The organism is Holdemanella sp. MSK.7.32, from assembly GCF_024460475.1.
In the GTDB taxonomy this organism is placed as follows: domain Bacteria; phylum Bacillota_I; class Bacilli_A; order Erysipelotrichales; family Erysipelotrichaceae; genus Holdemanella.
In genome coordinates, this window is record NZ_JANFYN010000002.1 from 14,952 (window position 1) to 32,862 (window position 17,911).

General features: G+C 31.4%; 16 protein-coding genes. 8 read left to right on the plus strand and 8 right to left on the minus strand.

Annotated features, from left to right (window positions below):
- Positions 1-704 precede the first annotated feature (704 nt).
- The 6 genes from NE544_RS00710 (at position 705) to NE544_RS00735 (ending at position 5,931) form a co-directional block, all read left to right on the plus strand.
- Complete coding sequence (locus tag NE544_RS00710) at positions 705-1,355, plus strand: PIG-L family deacetylase (protein WP_256267999.1); 651 nt, start codon at positions 705-707, stop codon at positions 1,353-1,355.
- 18 nt (positions 1,356-1,373) lie between these two features.
- Positions 1,374-2,075 carry a response regulator transcription factor gene (locus tag NE544_RS00715; protein WP_117925741.1) on the plus strand — a complete coding sequence of 234 codons (702 nt, stop codon included), beginning with the start codon at positions 1,374-1,376 and terminating at the stop codon, positions 2,073-2,075.
- On the plus strand, positions 2,068-3,897 hold the full coding sequence (locus NE544_RS00720) for a histidine kinase dimerization/phospho-acceptor domain-containing protein (RefSeq protein ID WP_256268000.1): 1,830 nt from the start codon (positions 2,068-2,070) through the stop codon (positions 3,895-3,897). The genes NE544_RS00715 and NE544_RS00720 overlap by 8 nt, the downstream gene beginning before the upstream one ends.
- Positions 3,898-4,029: 132 nt before the next feature.
- Complete coding sequence (locus NE544_RS00725; protein ID WP_256268001.1) at positions 4,030-4,482, plus strand: DUF2798 domain-containing protein; 453 nt, start codon at positions 4,030-4,032, stop codon at positions 4,480-4,482.
- 66 nt (positions 4,483-4,548) lie between these two features.
- A complete protein-coding gene (locus tag NE544_RS00730) occupies positions 4,549-5,166 on the plus strand; it encodes a YggS family pyridoxal phosphate-dependent enzyme (protein WP_256268002.1) in 618 nt (205 codons plus the stop codon).
- A gap of 93 nt (positions 5,167-5,259) precedes the next feature.
- Positions 5,260-5,931: an N-acetylmuramoyl-L-alanine amidase gene (locus NE544_RS00735; RefSeq protein WP_256268003.1), complete on the plus strand. Its 672-nt coding sequence runs from the start codon at positions 5,260-5,262 to the stop codon at positions 5,929-5,931.
- A 24-nt stretch (positions 5,932-5,955) separates the two neighbouring features.
- Here the strand turns inward: NE544_RS00735 and NE544_RS00740 are convergent, their stop codons facing one another.
- From NE544_RS00740 to mutS, 6 genes are read right to left on the minus strand one after another with little or no spacing between them, the layout of a single operon-like run.
- Complete coding sequence (locus tag NE544_RS00740; RefSeq protein WP_227993711.1) at positions 5,956-7,227, minus strand: HlyC/CorC family transporter; 1,272 nt, start codon at positions 7,225-7,227, stop codon at positions 5,956-5,958.
- 38 nt (positions 7,228-7,265) lie between these two features.
- Positions 7,266-8,165, minus strand: coding sequence for a diacylglycerol kinase family protein (locus NE544_RS00745; protein ID WP_118114439.1), 900 nt, complete (start codon positions 8,163-8,165; stop codon positions 7,266-7,268).
- A gap of 15 nt (positions 8,166-8,180) precedes the next feature.
- Complete coding sequence (locus NE544_RS00750; RefSeq protein ID WP_256268004.1) at positions 8,181-8,867, minus strand: ThiF family adenylyltransferase; 687 nt, start codon at positions 8,865-8,867, stop codon at positions 8,181-8,183.
- Positions 8,854-9,768, minus strand: coding sequence for a tRNA (adenosine(37)-N6)-dimethylallyltransferase MiaA (gene miaA, locus NE544_RS00755; RefSeq protein ID WP_118114437.1), 915 nt, complete (start codon positions 9,766-9,768; stop codon positions 8,854-8,856). Before miaA ends, NE544_RS00750 begins: the two co-directional genes overlap by 14 nt.
- Positions 9,761-11,587, minus strand: a complete 1,827-nt coding sequence (gene mutL / locus NE544_RS00760; RefSeq protein WP_256268005.1) for a DNA mismatch repair endonuclease MutL — start codon at positions 11,585-11,587, stop codon at positions 9,761-9,763. The genes miaA and mutL overlap by 8 nt, the downstream gene beginning before the upstream one ends.
- Positions 11,588-11,619: 32 nt before the next feature.
- Complete coding sequence (gene mutS / locus NE544_RS00765; protein ID WP_256268006.1) at positions 11,620-14,160, minus strand: DNA mismatch repair protein MutS; 2,541 nt, start codon at positions 14,158-14,160, stop codon at positions 11,620-11,622.
- A gap of 86 nt (positions 14,161-14,246) precedes the next feature.
- Here mutS and NE544_RS00770 point away from each other — a divergent pair, with 86 nt between their 5' ends.
- The gene (locus NE544_RS00770) at positions 14,247-15,485 is read left to right on the plus strand and encodes an FtsW/RodA/SpoVE family cell cycle protein (protein WP_118114434.1); all 1,239 of its coding nucleotides are present in this window, start codon (positions 14,247-14,249) and stop codon (positions 15,483-15,485) included.
- On the opposite strand, the gene NE544_RS00775 is transcribed toward NE544_RS00770, so the two are convergent.
- Positions 15,469-16,242, minus strand: coding sequence for an NAD kinase (locus tag NE544_RS00775; RefSeq protein ID WP_256268007.1), 774 nt, complete (start codon positions 16,240-16,242; stop codon positions 15,469-15,471). The two genes, NE544_RS00770 and NE544_RS00775, sit on opposite strands and share 17 nt — an antisense overlap.
- Positions 16,243-16,296: 54 nt before the next feature.
- On the opposite strand from NE544_RS00775, the gene NE544_RS00780 reads away from it, so the two are divergent.
- Entirely contained in the window at positions 16,297-16,842 is a 546-nt protein-coding gene (locus NE544_RS00780) for a CYTH domain-containing protein (RefSeq protein ID WP_256268008.1), read from the plus strand.
- Here NE544_RS00780 and NE544_RS00785 read toward each other — a convergent pair.
- On the minus strand, positions 16,839-17,387 hold the full coding sequence (locus NE544_RS00785; RefSeq protein ID WP_118114431.1) for a hypothetical protein: 549 nt from the start codon (positions 17,385-17,387) through the stop codon (positions 16,839-16,841). The genes NE544_RS00780 and NE544_RS00785 overlap by 4 nt on opposite strands.
- Positions 17,388-17,911: the final 524 nt, after the last annotated feature.

Sequence of the window (17,911 nt, forward strand, 5' to 3'; positions counted from 1 at the left end):
AGCAGAATCAATATCATGCCTGGTGTATAGAAATAGTTATGGAAAAGTGCCATAACTACACATAGACTAATCCATTGTCTTTTATTTTTATCGATTAGAATGAATGAAAGAAATAAAAAGGGTAAAATTTCTACAAACATGATTTGTTGGTGGGACTGAAAGAAGCAATTGGCGCATATGCAACACACGCTTGAAAAGAAGCTTACTGTGTCTTTGTATCCTTTATTTCTTAGCCAGTAATAACAAAGTCCTCCTGTAGATGACCATAGAAGTGTTGCATAACCTATAATAAAGAAATGTATTGGAATATTTGGAAATAAATAAGAAACTAAAACGTCTGGCCTTAATAGTCCATAATATGAAAAGCTAAAGGCATTGGCTTGTCCTTGAAGATTCGCAAAACTATCTGGAAGTAATTGTTGGGTCTGTCAAAAATAGTCTGCCAAAGATATATGTTGGGATAACCAATCTAACTTTGATCCATACATGGAATATGTGGATACACAGAGCACAAATAAAATGGGTAATATAAATAGTATTGTAATGTAAAACGTATCTCTCTTTTTCATGGTTTTACTATACAAAATAAATCTTAAGTATCGACAAAAGGAAATATTAAACTTTCCTAAATATATTAAGAAGATTTAAGAAATGCATAAGTAGAGTGTTAAGAAATGTTTGATAGAATTTTTTTGGTGATAAGTGTGAAAAAGTTATTATTATGCATCTTAAGTTTAATACTTTGTCTAAATACATCTGTAATTCATGCCCAAGAGCCTGAATCTTTAATGATTGTGGCCCATCCGGATGATGAAACAATTTGGGGTGGATCTCATTTAATCAATGGAAATTACACGGTTTTATGTATTACGAATGGAAACAATAAAAAAAGAAAAAAAGAATTTATGAAAGTCATGGAGAAAACACATTCTAAAGGTATTATTTTATCTTTTCCTGATAAGACAAAGGGTAAGCGTGATAACTGGAAATCTTGTAAAAAGGATATCCAAAGAGAAATCAAAAAAGAAATCGATTCTAAGGATTGGTGCAAAATTGTAACGCATAATCCAGATGGAGAATATGGTCATATCCATCATAAAAAGGTATCTAAGTATGTTACTATGATTTTAAAAAAAGAAGATAAGACAGATCAGCTTATATATTTTGGTACGTATACATCAAAGAAAAACAAGGCTAAATTAGAGAATGAAAAGAAATTATCCAAAATAGATTATGATAAGAAATTGGATATCATTCAATTGTATTCTTCTCAATCGAAAGTGATGGATCATTTACATCATATGTTGCCTTATGAAAATTGGAAACCCTATAGTAATTGGGGTAAAATAGAATAAAAGAAAGGGGATGTGAACATGCAAACGCGTATTTTAGTGGCGGATGACAATGCAGAAATCCGTGAAATATTAAGAATTTTATTAACTGGCGAAGGATATGAAGTGATTGAAGCTAAAGATGGAAATGAGGTCCTTCAATTGTTTGATTCTTCCATCGATTTAATCGTCCTTGATATTATGATGCCGAATATGAATGGTTACCAGACTTGTTTAAAGCTTCGTGAAACAAGCAATGTTCCCATCCTATTTTTAACAGCTAAAGGATTAGATTCGGATAAGACGCTTGGTTTTTCAAGTGGTGCCGATGATTATTTGGCAAAGCCTTTTTCGTATAGTGAATTAACGGCAAGAGTTAAAGCTTTACTTCGTCGTTATCAAGTTTACAAGGGTAAAAAAGAAGAAATATTACTTGATACAGAAAAGGATTTAAGTATGGATGGTCTTACTTTGCGTTATGCCCAACAAAATGCAGAGGTCAACGGAAAGGAAGTTGAATTAACAGATATTGAGTTTAATATTTTGAGTACGTTAATGAAGAATCCTAAACAAATTTTTTCAGCTGAACAATTGTATGAAAAAGCATGGAATGAGCCGTATTATTATTCGGCAAATAATACAATCATGGTTCATATTCGTAATCTTAGAAAGAAAATCGAGAAGGATCCCGCCAATCCAGTATACATAAAAACAATTTGGGGAAAGGGGTATCGTTTTGAATAAAAAAATAACGAGACTGTATCTTTCCCTTCTTGTTTTTTTATTGAGTTTTTTCGCAATATATTCTCAAAGATTTGTCGTATACGATTATTTAAATACTCATTATAAGTATTCGGATACTTTATCTAAGGAAAAAATAAAAGAGGCGAAGGCTTATTTAGATGAACAAGAACAAGTGGATTTTATGAACCACACTCAAATTCGTAAAGATTTAAATCAATTATTAAAAAAGGGAAGTTATCAAGTCATTTTATATAAAACAAAATCAAATAAACCAGATGATAAAGTCATCGATTCTATACTTGCGTTTTGTGGTCGGGCTCCTTTAAAAAATGCACAAAAGTATAATATTTTTATAAACAGTTCAAGTAAAATAAGTTGTATTGAGTGGTATCCATCTTTCACGAATTATTATCATTCTTATCGTATTTTCGACTGTATTTTAAGTCTTATTATAACAATTCTTTTTTATTTACTTTTAAAAAATCTTAAACCACTCCGTTCAAAGAAAAACGTCTTCTATTCTTTATCCAGTCGTATGATGTTCTCTTTTCTTTGTGCAACATTGTTGGTATTAACTTCTTTTTCATTTCTATATTTAAATCGCAGTGCTGTCTTTGAGTTTTTAATGGATACTTTTTATCAATCGGAAGATTATTCTTCTTATGTAAAGAAATTAGAAAAACAACTCCAAAATTTTGATTTAACGAAAGAAAACAAAAAAGTCATCAATCATATATTAAAAGAAAATGCACTCAATCATGCGTATGTGGAATTATATGATCAGGATGGAATCTATTTTACGGACAAATCTCCATTAAGCAGCAATAATTTATTGTTTTTATATAGTTTTGATGATTTAGATGTCTTGGAAGCCCCATTGTACTATGATTATCCAATACATTTTAAAAACCAATCCGTTTATTTATATATCACTTCTTTTCCAATGATTCCATTCCAAATTCCTTATATTATTCTTTCACTTTTGGTTTCCTTCTCTTTCTATTTGATTATCCTACAAAGCTTTATCCGTAAACGAATTCAGTCCATTCAAAATTTACAGGAAGATGTGTTTACTTTAGCGATTGGTGATTGGAATCATGAAATTACAGTTAGTGATAAAGATGAGATTGGACGTTTAGCTCAGGATTTGAATCAAATGCGTATTGCCTTTCTACAAACAATGGACAATGAACAACAGGCGCGTGTTGCAAATAAAGAATTAATTTCTTCTTTATCCCATGATTTAAGAACTCCACTAACAACATTAAAGGGGTACCTTGAAATCATGAATTTAAAAAGGGATGATATTAAATTTCGTGATCAATATCTTCAAAAATGTTTAGATAAGGTTGAAGAAATCACGTATCTTTCCAATAAAATGTTTGAGTATTCTCTTGTCTTTTCAACAGAATATAATTCGGATTTATCGAGTATTCCTGTTCAAAAGGTCATGGATACATTGGTTGATCATATTCAGTATTTAAGAGAAATGGATCTTCATATTTTATATGAACCTTTACAAACTTCTCTATCTATGGATGCGAATTTTGCGATGATGCAAAGAATACTAAACAATATATTCTCAAATATTCAAAAATATTGTGATCCTTGGAAAGATATCGTGATTCAAACAACGATTGAAGAAAATCAATTAAAAATGAGTTTTACAAATTCAATCAATCATCATTTGGATAAAGTCGAAAGTAATGGAATTGGTTTAAAGAGTGTCAAAAAAATGATAGAAATCCATCATGGAACTTTCTATCAAGACGAAACAAATGATTTATTTACTATTATATTGACTTTCCCTATTTATCAGTAAGAGTGATTCTTACTGATTTTTTATTACAAAAACAAAAAAATTATGATATTATTACTAGCGTTCGCTTTTTGGTACATATTGGAAACGTCTTTGATTGAACAACACAAAAAGTCATTTAGGAGGAGAAAATATATGCCAAAAACAAAATTCGAAAATATTGTATTCACTTTATTCATGTCTTTTTTAATGGTTTATGCCATGATTTGTTACAACATCGCACTTAATATGGGTGGAATGTCTAATCAAGTCTTTTTATTAGCCTTTCATGAATTGGTTATCATGTGGCCGATTGCTTTTATTTTAGAATATTTCTTTGTTGATAAACTAGCACATTACTTTGCCTTTAAAGTTGTAACACCGAAGGATCGTCCTTTCTTTATCACACTTGCGATTTCTTTCTACATTATTTGTATTATGTGTCCAATCATGAGTTTGATTGCGACCATTCTATTCAAAACACCAGGTGTCCAAATTATTTCAGTTTGGTTTATGACTATTTTATTTAATTTTCCAATGGCTTTCTTTTGGCAAATTTGTTATTGTGGACCAACTATAAGATGGTTGTTTGGAAAGCTATTTAACTAGAAGCAAATGTTGCTTCTTTTTTTTCTTTGATTATAATTAGATTGATATTGAAAGGACTGTTTTAATATGAATAAAGAGTTGATTGAAGAACTAAAAGCACAAGATTTTAATGTAGTGGCTGTATCTAAAACGCGTACAAAGGAAGAAATTGATGAAGTCGCAAAAATGGGTCTAACTACTTTTGGAGAAAATCGTGTACAGGAATTTATAGATAAGTATGATCCAAAATATACTTGGCACATTATTGGGCATCTACAGACAAATAAAGTGAAGTATATTGTTGGAAAGGTTGATGTGATTGAAAGCTTGGATTCATTGAAACTTGCTGAAGAAATTGAAAAACAGGCAAATAAACATGACATCATTCAAAAAGTATTGGTAGAACTAAAAATTTCGGAAGATCCAAACAAAACGGGATATCCTTTTAAGGATGCGAAAAATTTTATTTCTCAATTACAGGAATTTAAACATATTCAAATCAAAGGAATTATGTGTGTTGCTTCAAAAACAGAAGATCAAGCATTAGTAGAATCTGAATTTGAACAGATGCACACCCTTTATTTAGAGCTAAAAGAGCAATATCCAGATATAGACACTTTATCCATGGGTATGTCTCAAGATTATAAGTTAGCAGTTAAGCATGGTTCGAATACAGTTCGAATTGGACGCGCAATTTTTGAATAATTTTTTAAACAGTGCTATACTAATCCCATGCAAAATTCAAAGAAAAGAAAGTTGAAACCACAAAACCTACTTATTGTTTTGGCATGTATATGTTTGATTATAGGGACTTTCGTAGTTTTATTATCCAATCACTCAACTTCTAATTCAGATTCAAAGGCAAAAACAGGCAATAAACATTACGAAACGATTGCGACTGTCATGATTGATGCTGGACATGGTGGTTATGATGGGGGAACCATTGCAGAAGATGGTACTACCGAAAAAGATTTAACTTTGGCTTTAGCTTTAGAAACAGGTAAACAACTAAAAAAACTAACTCCAGAAATCAAAGTTGTCTATACTCGTACAAGCGATAAAGTAACGTGGCCAGAAGATGAAACAGAGGATTTAAAAGCGAGAGTTAAGATGGCAAAAAAAGAAAAAGCCGATTATTTCTTCTCATTCCATATCAATTCAAATGTAGATCCTACTTGTTCTGGATATGTTTCTTATATTCGTCAAGACGATAAAGCAAGTGAACAGATCACAGAATATATATGTAAAAACTTATCTGGTTTAGATTGGACACATGACCGTGGTACTCTTACAACTGAATTTTATCCTCTACATGTGGTTGACGAGCAAAAAATTCCAGCCATATTATTTGAAGCTGGTTTTAGTACGAATACCAAGGAAATACAAAAGCTTAAAAATCCAACAAATCAAAAGAAGGTTGCCCAGGCTATTGCGAAGGCTTTCAACAAATATATTACTGAAAATAAATAAAGGATGTTTACTACGCACATGTAGTTAAACATCCTTTTGTGTTAATGTATCTGGTAAAATCAATCGTACAGATTCTATACGATTTTTTTCTACTTTCAAGACTTTAATGCGAATTCCATTTGGTAAAGTCGTTTCATCATTTGTCTGTGGTAAACGACCAAGTGCATCGATTACTAAACCTCCAACTGAATCAAAGTCTTCACTATCTAAATCTAAATCTAAATAATCGTTTAAATCATGTAAACTTAAATATCCTTTGACATCATATGTTTGATTATTTAATTTCACAATATTTTCTTCTTCGTGTGCATCGTATTCATCCTGAACATCACCGACGATTTCTTCAATGATATCTTCTAACGTAACGATACCTGAAAATTCTCCATATTCATCCATGACTATCGCAAGATTAAATGTGGATTGTTTCATTTCAATCAATAATTCTGATACTTTTTTATTTTCATATGTGAACTTTGGTTTACGAAGAATCTTTTGCATATCAAAATGTGAAAAATCATCATACATCAACAAGTCTTTCATATTGACAATACCTATAATATTATCAATTTTATCTTGATAGATTGGAATACGCGTAAACTTTTCTTCTCTAAATATTTCCAATAAGTCTTTATATGTACTATCCACTTCTGCCATTACAACATGTACACGAGGTACCATAACATCTTTAGCTTTGGCATCCCCTAAATCAAACACTTTATTGATCATATCTTTTTCATCTTCTTCGATGACACCTTCTTCGTGAGAAACGTCTACAATTGTACGCAACTCACTTTCAGTCATAGATATGTTTTTATTTGGATCTTGTATGCCCATTAATTTTAAAATACCTGAACTGAATAAATTCACAAACCAAATAATCGGTGTTAAAACTTTCATCAAAAGTGAAATAATCGGAGCATACGTAATTGCGAGTTGATCTGCATTCACTGTTGCCCATGTTTTAGGTGTAATTTCTCCAAAAACCAAAATTAAAAAAGTAATGATAAAAGTAGCAATACTAACAGCTGCTCCACCAAAGGAATAAGCAATCAATGAGGCAATACTTGCAGCTGAAGTATTCACTAAGTTATTACCAATCAATATAGCACTTAGCATTTTTGATTGATTTTCTAATATTCTTAAAGCTAATGATGCTTTTTTATTTCCTTCATCTTCTAAAGTTCTCAAGCGAATCTTACTAACTGAAACCATTGCCGTTTCAGCTGAAGAAAAGAAGCCTGATAAAGCTAATAAAATAACTAATTCAAGGATTTGTATCCATAAATCCGAGTCCATTTTTCACACTCCCTATATTTTTGAATATTGTATCATACTCACGATATTCTAGGAAGAGCAAGTCGAATCGCTTTCTCTACGATTTCTATTGTTGGATTTTTAAATCCTTTTACTTCTCCATCCATATTCGCATAAATCATTTCATTTTCTGTATCTAAATGAACTGTTTTAGCTTGATACATCGTAACTAAATCTTTATATTGAAGGTGATTTCCTTCTTGATATTTCTTTGCCAATCGAACTATTTGATGTCTCTTTACATCTGAAATCAAACAAACATCCATCCAGCCATCATCAATATTGGCATCTGGACACGGCTTAAATCCTCCACCATAGTATTTTCCATTCGCAAACACAAGGAATCCATATTTCCCTTTTGGTAATTTTTTAGTATCAATCTGAATTTGATAGTCTTGACCTATTGGTTTTCTTAAACTAATCAATGTTGATAAAACATAGGGTATGATTCCTTCTGTCTTTATATTCTTTTTTAATGCATTTACCTGACGTGCAACCTCCACGTCAAATCCAAAAGAAACTGTATTTATTGAATATTCTCCATTCACTTTAATCAAATCACAGTCCATATATTCTGGATCTGAATAATTTGCCAGATTTAAAAAGTCTTCACGTTTTAAATCTTCGAAATATTTCACAAAATCATTCCCCGTTCCAATTGGAATCACAGAAATAGTCACATTTTCTTTTTCGGCACACCCATTAATAACTTCATGCAAAGTACCATCTCCGCCACACACATACAAATGTACAGGTTCATTGGATAGAGCATACTTTTTTGCGATAAACGTTGCATGTTCAGGACCTTTTGTTTTTTCAATGATAATACGTTTTCCTTGAAAATGCTCTTTGACTTCTTGTATTAATTCATATTGACTGTTTTTCCCTGATTTGGGATTTACAATAAATACATCCTTCATATAATTATTACCTCTTTATGACTCAATCAATCTTTGTACACATTCACTCGCAAGTACCAATCCGGCACTTGCTGGTACAAAAATAGCACTAGGCAATGGTTGTCCTGACTCTACTGGAATCGGTTGTTCTAAAGATGCCACCACCCAGATTTTATTGCGTATACGATTTTTTCTTTTCCACTGACGAATCTGTTTAGCCATTGGATCATAACTCGTTTTTTCTACCTCTGTAACTACTAATTTTTTAGGATCTTTACGTCTAGCCATTCCCATACTTGATAAAAACGGTATATTTCGCTCAATACATGCTTGCATCAAATCTTTTTTACTCTGAATGGAATCAATACAGTCTACGACAAAATCAATGGGTTGCGAAAATATTTCATCATCTTTTGTTTGATCATAAAAACATGCATATGTATCTACAATACAATTAGGATTTAGTGTACTAATTCGTTTCTTTAATACATCCACTTTAACTTCATTAACTGTATCTAAAGTCGCTACTAATTGTCGATTGATATTACTTGGTTCCACACAATCTTTGTCTATAAGAATTAAATGACCAATTCCAGTTCTTGCTAAGGCCTCTACGCAAAAAGAACCGACTCCTCCAACTCCAACAACAAGGACTGTCTTATCATTTAGTGCTTCTAACGCTTCTTTTCCCAGCAACAATTCACTTCTCTCATTTGTCTTCATCCATCAACCATTCCTTTACTGCACTATATATTTCATCTCTATTCTGTGCTTCAAACCAATGTACAGGCATCTGATTCTTAAACCATGTATATTGTCTTTTCGCATATTGTCTAGAATGTGTTTTTATAGCTGTCTTTACTTCATCGATACTCTTTTCTTTTAAGAAATAATCTTTAAACTCTTTATATCCAATTCCTTGAAAACTTGTATATTCCCACGTTTCTGGATTTGTAAATAAATCTTTTACTTCTTTGACCAAACCATTCTCGAACATAATATCTACTCTTTTATTGATTCGATCATGTAAAATATCTCGATTCACATCTAAACCTAAAAAATATACATCATACAATGGTATATGCTGTTGTTTGTCTTCTTGTTCTGATTTTGAAGTACCACTATGACAAATTTGTAGAGCACGAATCAATCTCTTGCGATTGTTTGGATGAATTTTTTCTAGAGCTTTTTCATCTTTTTCTTTTAACATTGCGACCAATTCTTCATTCGTTTTCGAATTCAAAAAAGTTGTATAGGCGATATCTTCGTTTTCTTCTTGAAATTCATAGTCATATAATGCTGCTTTTAAATAAAGTCCTGTTCCTCCGCATAAAATAGGAAACTTTCCTCTTTTTACAACATCTTCGATAGCTGTACGACATTTTTCTTGAAAAACCTTTACATTGTAAGGTTCATTATAATTTTGAACATCAATTAATTCATGATGTATGCCTTGCATTTCTTCTTGTGTTACTTTGGCCGTGCCAATATCCATTTTTTTATATACTTGCATACTATCGCAAGAAATAATTTCTCCATCCAATTGTTTGGCTAACCATACAGAAAGGCTTGTTTTTCCAATTCCAGTTGGTCCTACGATTGCTAAAACTTTTTGTCTATCCACGTTCAAATTCCTTTCTCAGCTCACCATCACTCATCACAATAACTGTAGGTCTTCCATGAGGACAGTGATATGGTTGTTTACACTTTTGTAAATCTAAAATGACTTGCTCCATTTCCTGCATAGATAATGGTCGATTAAAACGAATTGAACTATGGCATGCCATAGTCGCAATCATATGTTTTCTAAGTTTTGCCATATCTACATCTTGATTTTCCACAAAATAATCTAATAAATCTTGTAAGAATTGTTTTTGGTCCACATCATGAAACCATAATGGAATTTCACGAAGAATCAATTGATCCGTTCCAAATGGTTCAAATTCAATCCCAAAGAATGCTGTTTTTTCATTAATAGTCATATATTGAGCCAATACATTACTTGAGACGTCCAATTGAATAGGAACCATAAGCGGTTGTTTGTTTGTACATTGAACCAATAATTTTTCGTTTAACTGCTCATAATGATATCTTTCCTGAGCAGCATGCTGATCCACGATAACCAAACCTTCTTCATTACTACATAAGATATAGGAATCATGCAATTGAGCTAATACTTGAAGGTGCAAAAAAAATTCTGGACCTTTATCATTCTTATCTTCCTTAGGAATTGGATATGAAATCGGTTCTTCCTGTATTTTTATTTCAGGAGCTGGTTTTTCTTCATATATCTGTATCTGCTCCTTTTTTTCTTTGATAACTACAGGATTATAATTTTTAAAACTCTGTTCAATCGATTTATTCTTTTTTGGCTCTTGCTTAACAGGATATGAATATTGTATTTCTGGCTGTTCAAATGCAACACTCTTCTTTTCAGGTTTACTAACAGCTACTGTTTTTAAAGAAGCATTTAAAGCATCTTGAATTGTTGTCTTGATTAAATCTAGCATTTCGCCTTGTTTTGACAAACGAACCTCCCATTTATTAGGGTGTACGTTTACGTCAACCAATTGTGTATCTGAATCCATTTGTAAAACAACGATTGGAAAACGATTCGGCGGCATATAATCACTATATGCATCTAGAATTGCTTTTTGGATTGCGACACTGCGAATCAATCTTGTATTTAAAGTTAAAAACATAAAATATTTTGTGGCCCGATTGATTTTGGGCTGGATTGCATATCCATGAATATGAAAATCTTCATTGTTTCCTTCAAATGGAATTGCATTCTGAGCTACTTCTTTACCATACATTTGGTATAGAATTTCTTGGATATTTCCATTGCCACTTGTTTGAAACACTACTCTTCCATCATGAGATAGTTGAAAACGAATTTGTGGATGGGATAATGCCATCTTATTCATTAAATCGGCAATTACAGAAAATTCATAAGAAATACTCTTTAAATGTTTGAATCTTGCGGGTGTTTTAACAAATAATCCAGAAACATCTAATTTTGTTCCTCGTGGACAATTACAACTTTCATCAACATCCAAACTTCCATAGTTGTATCTTAATAAAGTACCTTCTTCACCATTGCTTGTCTGCAATTCAACTTGGGTAACAGAAGCAATACTTGGTAAAGCTTCCCCTCTAAATCCCATAGTTTGAATATTGAATAATTCTTCTTCTGAATGCATTTTACTTGTGGCATGTCGCATAAAAGCTAAATGTGCATCTTCATGATCCATTCCACAGCCATCATCTGTAATCACAATTCGTTCAATACCACCTTGGTATACTTCAACTTCTATGACTGTAGCACCTGCATCAATACTGTTTTCAACGCATTCCTTTACAATTCCAGCTGGTCTTTCTACGACTTCACCAGCCGCAATCATATTTGTCAAATGTTCACTCAATACATGTATCTTAGCCATACTTCGCACCTCCATTCATATGAATTTCATATTTATGATTCAATTTTTTCACTTAGTTTTTTTAACTCATAAAGACAATCCAAAGCATCTCTAGGAGTCATTGAGTCGATATCTAATTCTTGTAGTTGTTGTAAAAGTTGTGACTTTTCTGGTTGAACTTGATCCATCACAAATAAACTTGGTTGATAATTTTGATTGTTATCTTGATTTTCAAAATTCAATAAAAGTTGTGAAGCTCTGTCTAAAACCACTTTTGGTAAATGTGCGAGTTTAGCAACATTGATACCATAAGATTTATCAGCCTTTCCTTCAATAACACGATATCTAAATTCAATCTCATTTTTTTCTTCACGAACATCAACATGTACATTGCGCATAGATTGATGTTCTTCCGCCAATTCCGTTAATTCATGATAGTGCGTCGAAAATAATGTTTTTGCTCCGATTGCTTCATCAATATATTCAAGCATTGCTTGAGCAAGAGCCATACCATCATAAGTTGCAGTTCCACGACCAATTTCATCAAATAAAATCAAGGAATGTTTTGTAGCATAACGTAAAGCTGTATTGGCTTCCATCATTTCCACCATGAATGTACTTTTTCCTGTCAATATATCATCCGATGCGCCGATTCTCGTAAAGATTCGATCAAAAATTGGAAGTTGTGCTGTTTTAGCTGGAATAAAACTTCCCATTTGTGCCATAACTACAAGTAAGGCATTTTGTCGCATATATGTAGATTTACCACCCATGTTTGGTCCAGTAATCAATTGTATATGTTCTTCTTCTGACATTTTCCAATCATTTGAAACATATCTCTTCTTTTTCATACGATCATCCAAAATTGGGTGCTTACCCTCTACCACATTAACATTGTAACCTGGATGGAAAACTGGACATACATATCCTTTTTCACTGGCAAGAATTGCCAAAGATACAAGGACATCAATTGTAGATAATGCTTGTGCACATGCATGCAAATCAAATAAATCTCTTTTGATTCGCATTAATAAATCATTAAACAAACTTTGTTCTAGTTTTACCTTTGTCTCTTGTGCATGTAAAATTTGTTCTTCTTTTTCTTTTAATTCTTGTGTAATGAATCGTGTCGCATTCGCAAGTGTTTGTTTCGGGTGATACCCAAATTCTTCTTTAATATTACCTAAATTTCCATTACGAACTTCAATATAATATCCAAATACACGGTTATATCCTACTTTTAATGATTTAACCCCTGTTCTTTCACGTTCTTTCGCTTCTAATTCCAGGATAAAGTCTTTTCCTTGTTTTGCTATTTTTCGAACTTCATCCAATTCTTGATTGTATCCATCATTAAAGACTCCACCTTCTTTTAGTGTTAATGGTGGATTTTCTATAATCGCATTTTTTATTTCATTGTATAATTCTTGGCAGTCTGGCACATCATTAAATTCTGGATATGAATTCAACGAAGACGCTAAATCTAAAATAGGCTTTGCGTGTTCTAATGTTGCTACAAGTTGAAGTACATCTCTAGGACTTGCATTCCCATAAGCCATACGACTCGCAAGTCTTTCCATATCATACACATACACTAAATGTTCTTTTAGATTTTCTCTTAACATAAAGTTTTCTTTTAAATCTTTGACCGCCACTTGTCTTTTCGCAATCTTTTCTGCATCAATCAATGGATATTCAATCCATCGTTTTAACATTCTTGATCCCATTGCACTTTGACACTTATCCATAAAAGACCATAGACTTTCTGCCTTGGCATTCGAAGATTGACTTGAAACCAACTCCAAATGATTCTTTGTTTCATAATCCATAACAAGCACTTTATCTTTGTCCATAGATTCTATGGGCAAAAAATGATCAATCCGTTGTTTTTGTGTGTCTTTTAAATAGGCCATTAAAAGTGCAAATGCTTCTTTCAAAGATTCAGATTCAATTCCATTTAACAAAGGTAGATCCTCAAGATCAATATTTGCCTTTTTATGTTTTGAAATGAGCATCGTATCCATTTCTTCTAGGGCAGCCATCCATTTTTTATCCATTGTCATCGGACAAACAAGCTCACTTACATTTTGTTCCAAAAGAGCCTTTTGTAGCGCCACCAAAGATCTTTGTAGCGTTTGATACTTTAATTCCCCTGTGCTTAATTCACAATATATGACTGTAATTTCAAAACTTGAAACATCACAAGATGCCATATAATTTGTTGACTTGGCATCCATTGTTGCATCCATATAAGTTCCAGGTGTAATTATTTTAATAATTCCCCGGTCAACCAATCCTTTTGCGCTAGACGGATCTTCCAATTGTTCGCAAATAGCTACTTTATACCCTTTTTTGACTAATCTTTGAATATATGAATTTGCGGCATGAAAAGGAATACCACACATAGGTACCTTTTCTTCAACGCCTGCACTTCTTCCTGTTAATACTAAATCTAATTCTTGAGAAACCAATTTTGCGTCTTCAAAAAACATTTCATAAAAATCTCCTAAACGATAAAACAAAATCGAATCTGGATTTTCTTCTTTCATTTTCAAGTAATGCTGCATCATTGGTGTATATTTTTTTTCTGCCATAAATCATCATCCTAACATGACTATTATACCAAAAATTCGAGATAATTATGTTATAATTAAAAATACTGAATAAGGAGGTTTTGTTAATGAAACAAACAATTCAATGGAAAAACAAATCCATCCAAATTGATATTGGTTTGATTCTAATTCTTATCCTTTTTGGTATGACAAGTTGTTTTGCACTATACAATTCTTTTAACCTGATAAAATTTGGAAGCGGAAGTTCCTACTTATATCGTCAGTTATTTTGGTTTATTGTAGGATTTGTCGCAATGTTTTTCCTTTCAATTCTTCAAAACAAAAAAATATATTCATATATGGATATGGCCTATAAAATTTTAATGCTATGTCTTGTTTATTTATTTTTCTCACGCTTATTATTTAATTTTGTGGGAATCACACTTCCTTTTGCCAGTGAAGTTAATGGTGCTATTTCATGGTTTCAATTGCCTTTGATTGGTAGTTTTCAGCCAAGTGAATTTATTAAAATTGTTTTAATTGTTTTAGTCTCACAAATTATCGTTGATCATCAAAATGCACATCCAAATCCAACACATAAAGATGACTTGATGTTGTTGTTGGAAATTGCAAAAATATTATTTCCCCCATTATTGTTAATTATGATGCAGCCAGACACTGGTGTTTGTATTATCATCGTATTCAATATCTTCGTCTTAGTATGTTGTAGCGGTATTCGTAAAGAGTATATTATTGGAATTTTTGCCGTTGCGATAATCGTTGTAGGAACATTTTTATTCTTATATTTTGAGTATCCCAATATTCTTACCTCATTTATATCTGCATATAAACTTCAAAGAATTGATGCCTGGTTAGAACCAGAAAGTAACATTCGAGGTAGTTCGAATCAGTTATATACTGCGTTATTGTCATTAGGTAGTGCCGGATTAACTGGATATGGATTACAAGCAAATATCATCTCTATTCCAGAAGCACATACCGATTTTATCTTTGCTGCTTTTGGGCAATGCTTCGGCTTTATTGGAACAACATTTATCTTATTATTATGTTTATTATTAGATATTTATTTATGTAAAATAGCTTACGCAACAAAAAATAAAAAAGATCGTTTTGTTGTAATCGGTATTATCGCAATGCTGCTATATCAACAACTACAAAATACAGGGATGATTGTTGGATTACTTCCAATCACTGGTATCACATTACCGTTGATTTCTTATGGAGGTAGTAGTATTCTTTCTTACTTCATTTCATTCGCAATTATTTTAAACATTTCACCAGCAACAAAAAGAACGATTCGTTTGAATCGTTCAAAAAGACGTAAGTTAATTAATATAAATTCTTAAGTCGAGTCAAATATGAATAAGTACGGTATCTAGCGAATCGTACTTTTTTTGTGCTCGAATGAATAATTATTTCAGAAATTGATTCTAAATCTCTTTCTAAGTGATCATAACATACATGTGCATAGGCAAGCGTATCCCCTCTAACTCCTATTTTTCGCGTATCATTCATAATGTATGGATTTTTTAAAGAATGATGGTTCTTATGTGAGATAGGCATGATTTCACAAAGCTGTAAAACCTTTAAACCTGGATCCACAACTGCTCCTTTAAGTGCTCTATTCACAGCAGTAGAACCAGATTGTGTACTCACACAAATACCTGAGCCTTGACTACTTTCAAAAAATTCATCATCTATCGAAATATCAAGTACCAATGTTTTAGCTAAACTCTCAATACGAACTTCATTTAATGCATATAATGTTTCATTGACTTGAGGAAGGTCCATTTGTAGTAAATTAAACTCTTCAATTTTTGGCTGATTATGTTTTAAATCATAAACCAAATGATCCACTTCATCTTGCGTATAATCGGTAAAAAAGCCTAAATTCCCTGTATGTATCGCAACGAATTGAATTTCATCCAATCTATCTATATAAGTGTGAATTGCTCTTAATAGAGTACCATCTCCTCCAACAGAAAAAATAACTTCAGATTTTTCATCATCATATTCCCATCCGATAGCTATACATTTTTTCTTTAGAGTTTCTGCAACTCTTTTTGAGTTATCGTCTCCTCTGTCTACTATACTGAAACGCATCAAATCACTTCCTCTTTTGTTAAATCTATTGTAACATATTTATGGGTGATATGAATGTACGATAATATTGAAAGAGAATTGAAATTATTGATTAATGAAAAAATTTATAATGAATTACTCCATTCATATGATTTTCATAATTTAATAACACAGACAAATACATACTTTGATACAGAAAATCAGGATGTAAAAAAACAACGTGGTGCAGTCCGGATTCGAACAATTCAAGATAAAAAAATATTCACATTAAAAATCAGAAAAGATGAGTACACACACTATGAATTCGAAAAGGAAATATCTGCAGAAAATATTAATGAGATTGAAGACCCAGAAATATTAAATTGGTTCAACCAATATCAAATTCCTAAAAATTTACATCCGACAGCTAGTTTTACTACATTAAGAAATGTATATACATTTGAAAACGGAGAATTATGTTTAGATAAGACATATTATAAAAATCATACAGATTATGAAATTGAGTATGAATACACATCCGATCATGATGGAATCCATTTTTTTAATTCTATATTAGAAAAATATGGTTTAAAATGGGTAAAAAATTGCCCTAGCAAAATCGCTAGAGCGTTAAATGATTAAAATTTGTGTGTTAAACGATAGAAGAAGGATTTAGAGTTATATTCTTCTTCTTTTTTCTTATAATTTTCCACTTCTTCTTTGTTCTTATTATAAAGTTCTTCTACTTCTTTTAATTTCTGATTTTCAGATTCTAATTCAGAAATTTTCTCATCTTTTGTTTGTGTTTCTAATAGGAAAGTTTGTTTACTCTTTTCGATTTCTAATTTAAGCTTTTCTTGATATAATTGTTCAATCTGGGCTTGTGCCTTCTCTTTTTCTTCTATAATGGCTTTAAGCTTTTCATTTTCAAATCGAAGTTCCATTTCAACTGTAGATAATTCATGTTTTTCTTTTCTAAAATAAGTAGATAATCTTTCAACACCTTCAGCCTTAATTGTAATACGACGAGTGGCTGGATTTTTGTATTTCCAATCTTTATCCGGATTATCTTTTACCAATTTTGCAATTGCTTTATCTACTGTGTTTCTTGATTTATTGAAATGTTGGCATATCTGCGCAATATCCATATCATAATATACATCAATTGCTGATGCTTCTTCAGGCATATTCACGTCCCCTTCCTATGAAATTCATAATAATAATCTAACGAGTCACGATAAGTCTATCATAGTTTTATCAAGAATGCTATACCTATATATGAATTTCCTATATTATTTATTACTTTTTAATATGCTATTCAATTTTTCATATATTTCTCACATGAACCTTCATATATGCTTATTTATTGAAATCATATTCTATTTCATATTTTATATTTTCATATCTATATCACATGAATTTAATTATTCCATTCATATTCAAAATTTATAATTCATATGATTAATATACATAGCATTTAATATTCATATGAACACTCAGAAGTCTATTTTTGGAGTTTCTTTCTCTTCATGTGATAATTATATGAATAATCTTTATTTAAAGCACTTTTATGCTGTACTATATGATTTTACTATATAGTATACTATTTTGTTCATATGAATAATTAATTCTATATGATTTTTGCACTTATTTTCCTATAAATATAAAAAAATCGTATGAAATATCATATATACTTCATACGATTAAGCAT